Annotated in this window: 15 protein-coding genes; 8 read left to right on the forward strand and 7 right to left on the reverse strand. The window is 43.1% G+C overall.

From position 1 onward, the window contains the following. Positions 1–893 precede the first annotated feature (893 nt). From J5M57_RS04255 to J5M57_RS04265, 3 genes are read left to right on the forward strand one after another with little or no spacing between them, the layout of a single operon-like run. A complete protein-coding gene (locus J5M57_RS04255) occupies positions 894–1,409 on the forward strand; it encodes a hypothetical protein (RefSeq protein WP_207847620.1) in 516 nt (171 codons plus the stop codon). A gap of 10 nt (positions 1,410–1,419) precedes the next feature. Continuing rightward, on the forward strand, positions 1,420–2,214 hold the full coding sequence (locus tag J5M57_RS04260; RefSeq protein WP_207847622.1) for a hypothetical protein: 795 nt from the start codon (positions 1,420–1,422) through the stop codon (positions 2,212–2,214). 2 nt (positions 2,215–2,216) lie between these two features. Further along, on the forward strand, positions 2,217–4,466 hold the full coding sequence (locus J5M57_RS04265) for a hypothetical protein (RefSeq protein WP_207847626.1): 2,250 nt from the start codon (positions 2,217–2,219) through the stop codon (positions 4,464–4,466). Between the two features lie 35 nt (positions 4,467–4,501). Here the strand turns inward: J5M57_RS04265 and J5M57_RS04270 are convergent, their stop codons facing one another. Continuing rightward, positions 4,502–7,267: a TrlF family AAA-like ATPase gene (locus J5M57_RS04270; protein WP_207847628.1), complete on the reverse strand. Its 2,766-nt coding sequence runs from the start codon at positions 7,265–7,267 to the stop codon at positions 4,502–4,504. A gap of 492 nt (positions 7,268–7,759) precedes the next feature. On the opposite strand from J5M57_RS04270, the gene J5M57_RS04275 reads away from it, so the two are divergent. Continuing rightward, entirely contained in the window at positions 7,760–8,419 is a 660-nt protein-coding gene (locus J5M57_RS04275) for a hypothetical protein (protein WP_207847630.1), read from the forward strand. A 35-nt stretch (positions 8,420–8,454) separates the two neighbouring features. Here J5M57_RS04275 and J5M57_RS04280 read toward each other — a convergent pair whose 3' ends face one another. Next, a complete protein-coding gene (locus J5M57_RS04280) occupies positions 8,455–9,309 on the reverse strand; it encodes a hypothetical protein (protein WP_207847631.1) in 855 nt (284 codons plus the stop codon). A 335-nt stretch (positions 9,310–9,644) separates the two neighbouring features. Further along, complete coding sequence (locus J5M57_RS04285; RefSeq protein WP_243435060.1) at positions 9,645–9,983, reverse strand: helix-turn-helix transcriptional regulator; 339 nt, start codon at positions 9,981–9,983, stop codon at positions 9,645–9,647. 151 nt (positions 9,984–10,134) lie between these two features. Here J5M57_RS04285 and J5M57_RS04290 point away from each other — a divergent pair, with 151 nt between their 5' ends. Further along, positions 10,135–10,509 carry a hypothetical protein gene (locus J5M57_RS04290; protein ID WP_207847634.1) on the forward strand — a complete coding sequence of 125 codons (375 nt, stop codon included), beginning with the start codon at positions 10,135–10,137 and terminating at the stop codon, positions 10,507–10,509. Beyond that, a complete protein-coding gene (locus J5M57_RS04295) occupies positions 10,506–11,045 on the forward strand; it encodes a hypothetical protein (RefSeq protein ID WP_207847636.1) in 540 nt (179 codons plus the stop codon). The genes J5M57_RS04290 and J5M57_RS04295 overlap by 4 nt, the downstream gene beginning before the upstream one ends. A gap of 58 nt (positions 11,046–11,103) precedes the next feature. Here the strand turns inward: J5M57_RS04295 and J5M57_RS04300 are convergent, their stop codons facing one another. The 3 genes from J5M57_RS04300 to J5M57_RS04310 all read right to left on the reverse strand — a co-directional run bounded on the left by J5M57_RS04300 (position 11,104) and on the right by J5M57_RS04310 (position 11,935). Further along, entirely contained in the window at positions 11,104–11,409 is a 306-nt protein-coding gene (locus tag J5M57_RS04300; protein ID WP_207847638.1) for a hypothetical protein, read from the reverse strand. Positions 11,410–11,492: 83 nt separating this feature from the next. Beyond that, a complete protein-coding gene (locus J5M57_RS04305) occupies positions 11,493–11,672 on the reverse strand; it encodes a hypothetical protein (protein ID WP_207847639.1) in 180 nt (59 codons plus the stop codon). Then, positions 11,669–11,935 carry a hypothetical protein gene (locus tag J5M57_RS04310; RefSeq protein ID WP_207847641.1) on the reverse strand — a complete coding sequence of 89 codons (267 nt, stop codon included), beginning with the start codon at positions 11,933–11,935 and terminating at the stop codon, positions 11,669–11,671. The genes J5M57_RS04305 and J5M57_RS04310 overlap by 4 nt, the downstream gene beginning before the upstream one ends. 98 nt (positions 11,936–12,033) lie before the next feature. Here J5M57_RS04310 and J5M57_RS04315 point away from each other — a divergent pair, with 98 nt between their 5' ends. Then, positions 12,034–12,804 carry a hypothetical protein gene (locus J5M57_RS04315; RefSeq protein WP_207847644.1) on the forward strand — a complete coding sequence of 257 codons (771 nt, stop codon included), beginning with the start codon at positions 12,034–12,036 and terminating at the stop codon, positions 12,802–12,804. 37 nt (positions 12,805–12,841) lie between these two features. Here J5M57_RS04315 and J5M57_RS04320 read toward each other — a convergent pair whose 3' ends face one another. After that, positions 12,842–13,513, reverse strand: coding sequence for a hypothetical protein (locus J5M57_RS04320; RefSeq protein WP_207847649.1), 672 nt, complete (start codon positions 13,511–13,513; stop codon positions 12,842–12,844). 82 nt (positions 13,514–13,595) lie between these two features. On the opposite strand from J5M57_RS04320, the gene J5M57_RS04325 reads away from it, so the two are divergent. Beyond that, positions 13,596–14,345, forward strand: coding sequence for a hypothetical protein (locus J5M57_RS04325; protein WP_207847651.1), 750 nt, complete (start codon positions 13,596–13,598; stop codon positions 14,343–14,345). Positions 14,346–14,350: the final 5 nt, after the last annotated feature.

The raw sequence follows: 14,350 nt of genomic DNA on the forward strand, positions 1-14,350 counted from the left end.
TTCCGGCTGCGCAGCGGTCGGGTGCCTCACTCACTCCCCTCCCCCATTTGCATGACCATCAAAGCGAGGATTCAACGGGAATCTACCCGTCTTCTGGTATGTATTGGATATTCAATAAAGCTATTTTTAAGCATTTTTTAGAGCAGGCAAGGTCAGGTTGGTAATGGACAAGTCCATTTCAACAATCTATCGCGCTCCGCTTGTTTGGATACCGCATTTTATAAAGCTTTCAGTGAATCAGTGTTATCGAAAATAAGGTTTGAATCATTAAAAAAGTGAAAGCACCAAAATGGTATCTAATAGAAAATTGAGCGCTACCCAAATGCTATAATCTGAGAACAACAACCTGATAACACGATGATATACAAACACCTAAAAACCTATTTCCGCTTTCTCAAGATAGCTAGAAAAATTAAGCAGGGAGAAATATACAAAATTCTCTTAGACCATAGAAACTCTGTAGAAGACAGCATGCGGTTATGCCTTAAAGAAATCGAGCGCACTCAACCCACAAAATTCAGGAAAGCACTGTTCAAATCAGCGCGAAGCAAGGCAGAAGATTACACTCCACAGGCAATGAATTTAGCGAGACTGAACACCTCCAAAATAGAAATCGACAACGCTATTTATGATTACAAACAGATCTATCTTTCGAACAAGATTAAGCAAAGGGCATTGACCTACGGGAACGACTTTTCAGATTTTCTAAAACTGAATTTCAGCTTTACAACAATCATGCTTGTTCTCGCATACACAGCACATCAGAACTTAGACGAACTGATCGTTTTCACCATAGTCAGCGCTATTGCCATATACCTTTTTCAAATGAAATCCAATCGAACAATTTGCGAAATTAAAAATGTTATAATAGATACAAACAAACAACATTAAAAATGAAAACTTCAGAAACGATTACAAACCTCAATGACAAGATTAAAACTCAGCAAACCTCTTTTAACAGACTAGCCGCCGAGATTAAAAAACTTGAAGATCATGAAACCTCTATCCGCGCTAAACGAGATAAGGCCAACGACATCTTAAAGGCAGAATCGGAAAGCGACCATGCAAAATCATCGGCTAAAAAAACTTATAACAACCTAACCGATGAACTTACTAATAACGCTTCTTTAAAAAAACAAAAAGTAGATGCTAGAAGTGAAATTTCAAGAAAGATCACCTCATTACAAACCTCTATAAAAAATGCAGAATCAGTTGAGTTTCAAGACTTCGGACAAGACCTTACAGGTATAAAAGATTTAGAGCCATTAAAAGCCAAATTCAAAGAATCATTTACCTTTTTGGCCGAAATGAAATCACTAACGGGAATAGCCGATTCAGCTAAACTTCTGGAAATGTTTAAAGCCAAAATCCAACCTCAAAATTCCACCAACAACCCCCATCAGCAGTGAGGGTTGATATATGAAAACGTATCTTAGATTTAGGTGTTCAGAACGCTTCAAGTCAGACCTACATAACCTAGTCTTTGCGTGTGGTTACACACGCCTTCCAGAGGTGGTGAACGAGATTGAGGTTGTCGCCAAGTATCGTAAAGGCGTGAGCCTTTTCCTTACCAATCTTCATAGGGATAAAGACATCTACATTCCTCTGAAAGATCAGAAAAGCCTTGCCGGACTGAAGGACACGTTCAACAGAAATCAGAGCAACATCCAGCAGCTTTTCAACCTATGTGAAGGCAAGCAGTACACCTCTAAACAAGGCAGGACGGTCAAGCTCCCCAACGTGCTTACGATGCTTCTGAAGCATCACGTCAAGGCGAACCAGCTCAGTGAAAAATTCACGTATGTCCACGTCGAATACGTGGAACAAACCACTGGTACGGAGGCCGTGGCCAGGCGCAAATTCTTACGCAGCGCCCAGCTTTATACGGAAAGCGAAACGCGCTTATCGGCCTTGCTAGAGGACGAGCCATACTGGTTTTTCAAGAAGGACGATGATCCGTTTACGCAGATCGTGAGGGCAATCGAAGAAGCCAAGATATACAAGATTGGGGTCAGCTCCAAGCATCCGTTCTTCGTTGAAAGAAAGCGCATTTACGACCTTCTGAATCGACGTGTCAGAGACGTGAACGAGCTTGTGAAAATCGGAAAGGAATACAAAGAACTTTTGGTTCGCACAATGCTTGAAGCATCAAAAGCGTTGGAGCTTTTACACATTAAATATAGGAATAATAAAACGATAAGAATACGAGAATAAAAATGATAATTGCAGCACCATTAAAACAAAAATTTGCCAGCATTACGTCTAACGCGAAGATTCAATACGTTGAATCATCTGATCCTGAAATCAGGGGTAAGGTCAGGATCAAAGGAGCAGTTGCATACCTTTACCTTCCAAAGATAAACGATTACGGAATAGACACTCATGTTGGAGTCCAATATACGGAAACGAATCTTGATTTACAGTTAGATTCACCGCACAAAATGAAGAAGCTTGGCCTCTTTAAAAACGCCTTCGATGAAAATAATTACACGTTGAAATTCGCAACTACTTGCGCACATGAATTCATGGAACATTCTAACCAAGGTAAAAAGTCTTCCTCCAAAGCACCGGATGCTTTTTCGTTCATCGTTTCTTGTACAGATAACGAGCTAGCCACATTAAAAACTGACGAAGAAAAAGCAAAATTCCTTATCAATTCTGCGAAGGAAACTTTGCTTGAGCTATCTAATTCAAAAACGAAGATTGAATTCAAATACATTATTGTTCCTCACTTGAAAGATGGGAATCCACACGCACACGTCCTAATGTCTACTCGTAGACTGGATGGGTATAGACCTAGCTTTTTCCGTGGTAAAAAGCACAGCGGCATAATCAAAAAAATGAGAGACGTAAAATTCCGCCTCGAAGAGAAGTATCCATTCCTTTTACAGATGGAACATGAGGACAGAGCCAAAACGATTGACGTGTTGACCAACCCAAACACCGGGGAGGTTTCCGGTAAGCACGTTGAGCTGGTTAATCGAATTGAGTCAATCACTTCTAAATTCAGTGGTCAGAATTTTTCTTACCCGCAATTCACACAAGCCCTTCAGGACAGTGGTTTTGAGGTTGTGGATGATTACCTTAATGGAAAACAGCACATCAAGATCAAACACAAGGATTATAGCGATGACTTCCTTTCTATAGACACCCTCCCCCATCAAACGAAGGGTGTGCTTGAGCTGCATGCAGCTTACAAATACAAGGCTAATCAAACGAAAACGGATGTGTCATTAATCGTTTCCAAAGCAGTGGCGATAATCAACGCTGCTGACCATAGCCATGGGTTTGATGAGCTGAACAAAAAACTGTACCAGGAGCTGGGCGCACGACTGGTCCCAAACATCAGCAAAGACAAAAGCGGCGAACGTAAGGTTAGCGGTTGGTCGATCTACCTGGACGAATTCGACTTCAAAATCTCTGCCAAAAAATCCGGCGTCATCATTGATAACAAGCTGAAAATCGACATGGATGAGGTCGAATCAATCAACAGCCTCTACCAGATGATCAAAAAGCAGAACATTCAAAAGCAGGTCACAGAAGCCACGGCCAACGGATCTATCACCATCGCAGAGGGAAGGAAGAAAAAAATAAAATTCAGGTTCATCGACAACGCTGAAACCCTCCAGGAATTCATCACTAGGTTCAACGAGAACAGTAGGTTTGGCCCATCGATCACTAAACAGATGATTGTGGGCAACACGGTCGTGTCGAAATTTAACCAGAGAGACGTATGCACAATCGTCGGGAATGCCGTCGAGACTTACCAGACTGACCTGAATTCAGCTCTCATCACTATGAGTATCCACGTTGCCAAAGGCCACACCAAGATCCGCTGCACAGGGGAGCCGAACCCGAGGACGCAAGCGAATCTCTACCTTGCATCACGTATCTGCGGGACAACGCTTCTGGACTACACGCCTTCTCCAGAGCTTGTCAGAGAAGCAGATGCAATGATGGACAAAGAGTACAAGAAGCTCGTGATAGCTAACCGTCAGAGAATCAAAGACGCGGTAGCCATGAGAACAACAAACCCAACCGGCAAGAAAGTCTTTGTGCAGACCAACAACAGAATGGATCGCGAGGTTGATGCAAGGCCCAAGCTCTATGGCTTCCTATACGGTATCCATAAGGGAATACCTGCCCATGACTTCACCTACGTCCAACATCTGAACGATCTGCCGAAGGCAGTGAAGAAGCGTGTCATTGACGATCTGCGCAAGGATGAGCAGCTTTCAGCCAACGAGCTGGACAGCATCCTTATACGAGCTGGGATAACACTAGAAGACGCCCTACCGGCAAAACCACCTGCGAAGGCGCCGGCACTTGCTGCGCAAGATCAGAAGCCAGGGATAGTCACGCCTCCAGCAGCATCAGAGCAGGACAAGCCAGTTCAGCCAGGATCTGCAGCCACGGGTAAGCCAACAGATCCTAGACGCCATCCGGTACAGCCCGGCAAGATGTAATCCCCACCACAATGACAATGGCCGTAAGGCCCAAGTCAGACAGCGATCATCCTGCGGTATCGCTGCTCTAGGGCTTGCTTACCGCCCTCCATGATCTCGCATACCTCACGCCTTACGTCTGGCTCTTGAAGGCCGCCGGATGCAGCCACCTCAATACTTCCTTTGTCTTGGAGAGCTACAACGAATTCAGAGTCACCGTTGACGACAATATTGGGATTATGAGTGACTACTATCACTTGCCTTCTCGACTTATTTTCCTGCAGCTTAGAGACAATCAACGAGGAAATTAAGCCGTTATCAAGGTCGTCTTCAGGTTGATCCAAAATCAGAGGCTCATTCCCATAGGACAATAGGAAGGAGAGTACCGTAGCCGCTTTCTGACCAGCAGATCCTTGAGAAATATCTTTCAGCCTTTTGCCATCGTTAAATTTAACAACGAGTCGATCATCTGGAAACCACAGATTTAGCCTGTCAAAATTTTGCGGTTGCAATTGGCTCATGAAATCAGAGAATCGTTTACCAATGGGTACGCCGTTGATTTGCCCCGTTGCGTACATAAATAATTGGCTTTTAAAATCATGTACACAGGTAAAATTCTGAGTAAGGTCGTGTGGCACTGCTGGGTTCTTTTTATGTTCGGCAATGAGTGCTGCCCACAGAGAATACAAGAAACCTATCTGTTTTTCCCTATCAAGTATGTCACTAGCAAATGCACCATCAGGCCGACCAATGACTGCCCGGAAAGATTCTTCCATATCATCAATATTACACAAAGGCTCTATAGACAAACTGATAGAGGAATTATTCGATAAATGCTGACGAACGAAATCTCTGCGCTTATTGGTAAGTGATTTTCTCAACTCAATCAGATCTGCGTAAATCAGATTGATTTCAATTGTTGTTTGGCGCTCTTGTGACTCAAAAGCTTCTATCTCCGCAAGCTTCTTTTCAATACCATTTTTGGTTTCAACGAGCTGTTGATACTGATCGGGATTATCCACCCCATTCTGAGTGAGGGTTGCGACAAGAGATGCATATTGGCTAAACGATGAATCTTGCTGCTTACCAAAAGCACTTGTAGCCTGCCATTGACTGAATTCATCAAGACTACTATTCAAGCCAGCAATAAGGGCATTGATCTGGCTTTTAATTTCCAAATAAGCCTGATTCATTGCACCAACACGTTGAAGCACCTCAACATCAATTTCGTTCGTAGCCGCAAAAACTGTACTATTGAATTTAAGCTGATCAGCAGTACGCATTTGCTCTGACAGCTTTTCTCCCAAATTTGAATATGACTCTTTGAAATCTACAATGGCTGTATGTTTTTTCATTGCATCATTAAAATCGGACAGTACCTGGGCATGTCCTGATGACTCGATAACATCAATCTTCTGAATTACATCTGATAGCTGACCTTCAAGAACATTCTTGTTAGCCATCTGACCTTGGAGAACCCTTCTCTGTCCGCAGAGAGATAAGAATTTATTTTCTTTCTCTGTCCAAGCCATTTTCCAACCGAACAAATCAACAACGTCAGTTTCGTCAATGATTCTTATCAAAGCACTCGGATTTCTTGCTATATCATATATTTGCTTTTGGCTAAATATTTTTACCGGAAACCTGCTTCGCGCATCACCATGTTCTGCTTTCCACTCCTGACCATCCCACTTGAATATAGCCACGTTAGGAACGTTGGAAACCCATTTCAGAAGGTAATAAGCACCCTCTTTCTGAATAACACAACTGATACAGGTTTCATCGAGCAGAACACCATCGGCATCACGATCTGCTGACTTTTGTGCAAAGCGTGTATAGGTTTCTTTAACCTCATTACGGCCAGGTATATCTAGTAAATCTTTATCCCGACCTAATGCAAGTCTGATGAATTCTAGGATAGATGACTTTCCGCTACCACGCCCGCCGATGATAGAATTGAGCCAAGGGTTAAAGACAATTTCTAATGGTTTACCTCTACCACAATATTTTGCTTTATCAATAGATATAGAATGAATCACATTACTTGAAACTGCATTTGGATTGCCTGTAACCGTGTTTGATCGTTTGATTGAGGAAGCACCATCAACCAACGCCAACCTTACACCATCAATAGTAGGGCTAGACATCTTGACCCAGGTATAGGCTCTACCCACCTCATCTGGACGGTGCGCGTCAGATCCTATGACCTCGGCCAAACCCAACTCCAGGGCTTTGTACCGCCTTAAACATTCATCATGTTCTGGACCACGCCCGCCTTCTGGAAAAATGACTTCTACAGCAGAAGACTTATGGCAGATCTGCTTGATGGTATGGCTTGACTGAATTTGACACATTCCAGCCTTCATATCGATATGAGCTGGAATTGCAATACCACCTAATTTGGTGATTTCATCGACTATATTTTCAGCGCTTTCACCAGCCACTGCATCACTATTGCCGTACTCGCCTCTGAATTTCGCAGCTCCAACAGCAGCCATCACAATTTCAGATGATTTTGAAGGGTCGAAAATAGCAAGAATGTGGATATTACCGTTGGCTGTAATTTCCACACCAGGAAAGACATGAATAATCTTTCCCTCTTCCCTCATTGCTGCGGCTTCTACTTGAAGACGGTCAACCCAAAAAGCCGTGTTGTGATCGGTAACCGCTACGCACTCAATGCCCTTTTCTACAAACGATGATAACCACTCCCTAGGCGTCACAGTGTCGCGAAGATGAGGCTCATGGCGCCCATAGTCCATCGAGGCAGGCGTATGCGTATGAAAGTCGAGTTTCCACCATCTTGCTCCTACCTGAACCATCAACCTTCATCCTTATGCGCGCCAACCGGGTACTGCCTCCTAGGTTCAGGTTGCAGCCATGATAGCTGTGAGCTTACCCGTAATGGCGAAAGCCTACTATCAGCCAAATGGATGCCCTTCAGGGACTGCTTGAGGTGAGGGCATAAAGGCAGAGGTAGATGGCTCGTGAGTGCCCGAGATTCTCCTAACGGACCATCCGTAAAGTACAACCACACCTATGGGCTGGCACTTGCTCCGCAAGGTTAGAACCATCCCTGGCTGTGCATTCAGCTCCAACGGTCACAAGGCAGGAAAAGCCGGATCAGCCAGATTCTTTAGTATCTGATAAGCCTAGAACCCCTATACAACCGTCTAGTAAACCGAGGAAGGCATGATGGACTCTTCACCCTTTCCAGCACTGCCAGGCTCTTTCGGTTTCTGTCATGATCATCGTCAATGGAGGCTCCCAAGGATCGAAGCAGTTGGGGAGCCTGACGTACCTAAAGGATTATCATGTTCCGAAAAGCTCACATCATTACCTTTCCAGCCCTAATCGCGACGGCGCTTTTACTGACCGGCTGCCCGCCATCACCTGAATTTACGCAGTGGAAACGCACTTCTACCTCTGTTGAGGGTGTCAAAGCCGCAATGACAGAATGTGGCGACCCGGTAGGCACTTCGATAACGGATTTGCCAATCAACGAACAGGTGCTGCAATTCCAATGTATGAAGCGTAATGGCTTCATTCGCAAAGACGGTTTTGAATACTGTGAAGTAATGAAAGACATGCCCGCCTGCGTCGAGGAAAGGCAGGGACATCCTCTAAGCCTGTCCCAGCTCGAGGCTTTGCCATTTGTGGAGGACGAAGCATTTCACCCTATCAAGCCGAATTCTGGCAGGGATGAACGCATGCAAGTCACCTGGCGTAAGGCGGGAGCATCACCGCATTTCTCAGTCCAGATAGCCAATGATAGTGAAGCCCTGCCAGTGATGTACGCATGCGGCTATGCCAAACCGCTAGGGTCAAATCTGGACGTTGCAAGTATCGGAGACACAGCCAAAGCGCAACGCTGCATGATTGATCAAGGCTTTGAGCCGAAGCATAAATCAACGCTGGTTTGCCTTATCTATCCTCAAGTGTCGGGCTGTCCGTCAACGGCATTGCCGCGTTGATACCGTGGAGCGACTTGACTGCAAAGCGCTCTGAATTAACCGTTAAAAGACTGCAACCATCGTTTCCTTTTTTTAATTGACTGTCTATCCGCTAAAAGAAAATAGAAAAAGTCCTCATAATGGGGAATTACCATCCCACCATGGTTAGTACGTTCCTCATAAGATCGAGCTTCATGCGCCATTGCTTCTAGCAAATAGTGAATAGGCCGAAGCAATTCAACGATTCGCCAGATCGCAATTGGTGCACTTTTGGTCACAACCATCTGGCGATACAAACAATCGAAGACAGTCATTGGATGACCTTCTTCATCAAGATTGTATGTATATCCATTGGATGGACCACTCTTGTCCATCTTATACATCAAATTACTCGCAGCTCTTTCTCTGACGTGCCAACTCGTATGATCCTCATATAAATCACGCGCTATATCTAGCCACTTCATCAGTGGGCTTCTATCCATTTTCATTTCGCAGACTTCATTTAAATTAAAGTAGCGGGAGCCGATACCATACTCGGCAAAAAAATCGAGAAGCTCGGCGTCTTGATCTAACAGGTTCGTATAGGACTCAAAAGAAGTTAGATAAATTGGAAAAAGCTTACTGCACTCTCGATAAAGCTCACTAACATTATGCCCAAACTGATTTTTTAGCTGTTTAATTGTTGGTGTCTTGTAATCATTTTCAAGCATATAATTTGTAACGACAGCAAGCTTCAAAAGCCTTTCCATACCTATGGATAGATGGAAGAATGCCGAATAAAAATAGCCCTCTGTATCTTTTAAAAAATTTGCCTTGAGCAACAAGTCAAAACCAGAAAGAAGAGTATTTTTGGCAAGATGAGCTTCCTGCGAAAGAAGGGTAAATTTTTTATCGAAACCAATATGATACATAGGTGCCTTCCATGAAATAGCTCTTTTCATTATCTTATGTATGAATAAACTTTAAAAATCAAGACATGTTAATCGGCATATCTGCTTTTGGGATTCGATAGAATGGGGTTGGCCGATTCTCTTGAGTAATCAATGGGCCTCTCCCCAAGCAGGGGATTGATGAAAAGCACATCTCTGCTTGCGGCAACGCTAAAACTTGTTCGCCATAGCTGACAGCATGGAAGCCACTGGAGATGAGCAAGCAGCAATCGATCTGCTGGAAAGCTCGCTCCTTCCAGGTGTTGAGGACGAGGTAGACGAAAGCCTCGCCGTACAAAAACCCGCCCAGGAACACTCTAGGGCTTCGGGGCTTTACGTGCCTTCCCTACCAGCTCAACAAGTCTTTTCAGCTCATCAGCATCAGCGTTGTGGATAACTTCAAAGAGAAACGCCCTCTGCTCAATCTCCCCATCCAGATCCGCAAAAAACTCTTTGACCGGCACGCCTAGAATTTCAGCAAATTTGTAGACAGCCTCGACCGTTGGGACGTACTCACCAGTCTCATAACGGCTGATGGTTTTAGGGTCAAAACCCGAGAGGTGCCCTAGTTCAGCTTGTGTGATTCCCTTCGCAACCCGAAATTTCTTTATCGCTTTAGCAAGGACCACAGTTCTTTCAGCCTGTTCGCATTTCAAACAAGCACTTCACAGTAAAAATCCCTATCTACAAACGCTCTGTGCCATCGGATTTTTTGCTAAGAATACGATGGCTGGCGTAGAATCCGCTTCAGGTATCAGACGGCCACCATGCCGTCTGTCAGGGGCTGACAGGTCGAGGGTTAGGGAAATGGCTGATAAGGATGATGATGGTTTTTACAGGTCGCACGATGGACAGAAGCACGAAACCCATTTTCAGGCCAACGAGAAGGACAAAGCCCATGGCCGAGAAATGCGTGAGACCTATCAAAAGGAAGTAAGCCTTAAAGGCAACCTTGTCCAAGTAATCTACCTTTTCGTCTGCGTCATTGTGTTTGCGGGTGCGCAGGGCTTTGAGCGTGGCTTGGGGTACGTCCTTCTTCTCCCCATGATTTGGGGTCTGTACGCTCTCACCAAATTCGTAAACAAATTTACGCAAGAACAAAGGGACAGAGTGTTCATGTGGACACTCATCATTATTGCAGTCGTTTCAATAACTATGATGATCAAAGGAATCGTAAAATGAAGTTCGCCACTCTGATTTCAGCTTTGGTTTTTTGTACAGCATCATTCGCACATGCTGAAACTGCTCCAAGCTTTTCTAAAAACGAAAACTACAATGAAAACCAAGTCAGCGCTGACATTCAGGGCTTTGGCAACCGAGTAATCGATCAAGTCGGCAAATCTAAATACATAAAGTTCGACCAACAAAAAACCGAATACGCATATACCATTACTCGTTATGCAGAAGGTGATATTCAGTACACTGGCAACCCTGCTGATATGAAGGGTGTGCGCTTTATCAAGGTGCAATTCTTTGTAGATGGTACACCGGGGCATACTCAAGTGAGTTCGTTTACACCAAGCAAATATAATAACGCTATCAAAATCGTAAAAATGGATCGTGACGATGATAGACCTTATGAATTTGACCTAGGAATGGATTCCGACAACAAGCTGTACTTGATAAACAGAAACGGAAGCACAACACCGCTCCAACAGGTCAATGAGATTAAACGCCATATTCCATTGACGGAAAAATACAAAGACATGATTTTCTAAGAACAAAAAAGGCAGTAGAACAAAGCTACTGCCTTCTAAAAAGCAACGAGATTAAGCCTTATCCACCGATGATTTTCAATCTGATGATTTTCTTTTCATCGGGGGTTAAATTCATTGTAGACAGTTTACCTACTGCAAAAAGGTAAGCGTCCTTGGTAGATGGAAGGCTTTGAGCAAATTCATCTTCAAAATTGTGGAAATATAGATTAGCTAATCTGTCAGCTTCAACAACCAAGTCATATCTAGCCAATTCCTCTGCTAATCGTCTTCTTTTGGCTTCTTGATTGTGAAGCCTCACAGCCTTAACGTAGTCATTATCTTTCTTATCTTCCAGCTCTAACGCAATCGTTTCATATGTATTCATTTTTAGTAAAGTTTGTTGTTAAGCGAATTATAGCATTTCACTTTAATCAAATTTACTATTAAGCAAAAATAAAAAAAACAGACTCAAAGGTCTGTATTTATTGGTTTCCAATTCTCTCTAAAATCTTTATGTTTTTTCCGCTCAAGATGGATGTTCATTTCTAGACTCAAACATTCGTCAATTTCGTCATCTGATTTTTTATGTTTAATTGGCTCCAAATCATCATCGTAATAGTTAAATGGCTTCTTTTCCCCTATTTTCATTTAACAGCCTCCTTACCGTTAAGCTCAAGACTTAAGTCATGGAGCGCAGAAACTGCTGACTCGCTGAACGTAATGACTATAGGCGCTTTGAAATTCATGACCTTTATTTTAGTGATTTTCTGCATCTTCTTGGTGAAGCGTAAAAACTTATCTCCCTTGATTCTGGCTTTTACCAGGATCGACAGTCTCTTTAGCTGATCACCTTCGACCTCAAGACTAAAAGCATTTAACTTATTCACATCCTCAATAGTTATTTCATTCATATATGGCTTGTTTGTTTGTATCCATTATAGCATTTTCAAAATGGTATAATTTGAGAAACAAAACTTCTAATACAATGAAAACAATAAAAAGATGGCTAATGATTCTTTTAGCAATCATCTGCATTTCAATTACAACAATCCAAATTAGCTATGCAGAGCCGATAACAGGCCAAACAGCATCAGATAGCACAAGCAGTTTTGTAGGAACAGATGACAACGACGATGCATATGACGCAGACGTAGATAATCCCAACGGGGACGAATATCAAAATTTAATTTCGATAATAATCTGGCTAACAAAGACCATCAGTGTATTCGGGGGTCTAATATTTATAGTCATAGCTTTTAAAAACATGGTTCTTTACACAGAAGTCGGCGCAGAGGGCAAACACGCAGTTAAGAACAAGATGATATTCGGTTTGATCATTGGTGTTTTAATGCTCAACATCACTTCTACCGTGGATTCGGTTGTTAAGACTTTCAATTCAGAATCCAAGGGGGCTTGCTATATAACAAATGAAGATGCACTTGAAGATTGGAAGATTGGTAAAAATAAAGACATGTGTTGGAGTGTTGCAAGCAGTCAAATATCTGGACCAACATTTGACAAAGTGAAATCAATGATTGACTCCCAAAATGCTGGTGGTTTAGAAGGAAATCTTAAAAACATAATATCTGGCCTACAGATGGTAGGCTTTCTGTTTTTTGTGAATGCTTTATTTGCCCTTCACAAAATCTCTACAGGTTCAGGACAACGCAGCTTTATAGGCGTTATAGGACAGCTCTGCGCGTCTACATTAATAGTCGATTTGGTTCATACAATTGCCACAGTACAAGCCACAATGAAAATACTCGGACTTGAAGTATAAAAAAGCCCCACATGGGGCTTTTATTAATTTATGGATTTCACTCGTGAATGAATTGGTCAAACAAACGCCTTGAGATTTCATGTCTACATTCGTTGTAGACTCCCCGCTTTATAAAAGCCATTTTCAGGACATTCTCAAGATAGTCGAATTCTGTTGCGGCTGGGTCAAAATCGTAACTGACTAAAATACGCGCTGTTTTAAAAGCATCACGCAAAAGCGCTTCTTCTTCTTTCTTGTATTCAAGAGCCCACCTCTTGTAATCAGCCAGGGAACCGCCCTTCTCTGCCGCTGGCGTAGCCTGTGGCATTGCTATAGCTACGTCTAAGCTTACTTCTTCCTCTACCTGGACGATGCCTAGAGGCTCATACGATTCGCTCACACCAAGGGGCACAATCACGTCAGGCTCACCGATAGGCCATTCATCATCCTCTACGCCTTGTGAAGCCTCAACAGAAGCTACTGAATGCGCAGCGGTGGATGCTGGTGCTGGTGCTGGTGCTGGTGCTGGTGCTGGTGCTGGTGCTGGTGCTGGTGCTGGGAGCTTGATCCCTGCGAGTGATGCATTCAAGCCACGACTCTCTGTTATTGAGCTTAAAGCTTGAATCAGTGAGTCAGTTCTTTCCGCGACGTTCTCTTTTGATTTTTCTGTACCGAATAGATCTGGTAAATCAATCTGCACAGCCGGTTCGTTAAAGTTTAATTCATTCATGTTTTACACAGTTGTTTTTGTCATTATAGCAAATGCGATTAGCTCAAATGGTATAATACATTAAATAAATAAATTCCTGCACATGCCGAATTCAAACCTTCACGTATTAAAGCCAGCCACGAGACTTACATTTCAAGACTTCACAGTAAACGGAAAGCCTTTAATCAGTCAGAATCTTATCCAGGCACTGGCGGATCTGCACAAAGCGAATACTAGTGAGCTGATGATTTACACGGCCCAAAGAAAACGCTTCTTTACAAAGATTCAGGTGCATTTCACAAGAGACTTGCTACTAGAACGACACATCAGTATTACAGCACCAGATGCTATACGCATCGAACACGAACACCACTTCTGCTTTGAATTCGACATTAGCAATAATGGTATATCCGAAACAGCTAATGAAGATTATTTTAAGCTACACCTTTGCCGCTTTTTCAAGGTTGTGGTGAATTACGACACTTGGGATTCTTTTACTAACGAAGACTACAGTAAAGCGTATAGGAAATTCATGCCGTACAGGAGCCCTTCAGAAACGGCCATCAAGATTAGCCAAACAGATCTTCTTCAAGGTTTACGCTCAATAACAAAAGACCTTGAAAACCCAGTAATCAAATACATCCCAAATGGAGAGGAAGCATTTGTAGAGTTAATGCAAGATATGGAAACAAGAACACATAAGCTATTCGTCGCAATTGAAAACCCATTAGGAGAATTGCATTGCATGGTCGCAGTGGATGCGATCACTTGCCAGGTGTTTGCACACTACCCCGAATCAAATCTCAAAGACCTCGCATATTTCAGTAACGTCTTCCTAAAAGAATCCTCCTAAAAAAA

Source organism: Pseudomonas sp. 86_A (assembly GCF_017491705.1).
In the GTDB taxonomy this organism is placed as follows: domain Bacteria; phylum Pseudomonadota; class Gammaproteobacteria; order Pseudomonadales; family Pseudomonadaceae; genus Aquipseudomonas; species Aquipseudomonas koreensis.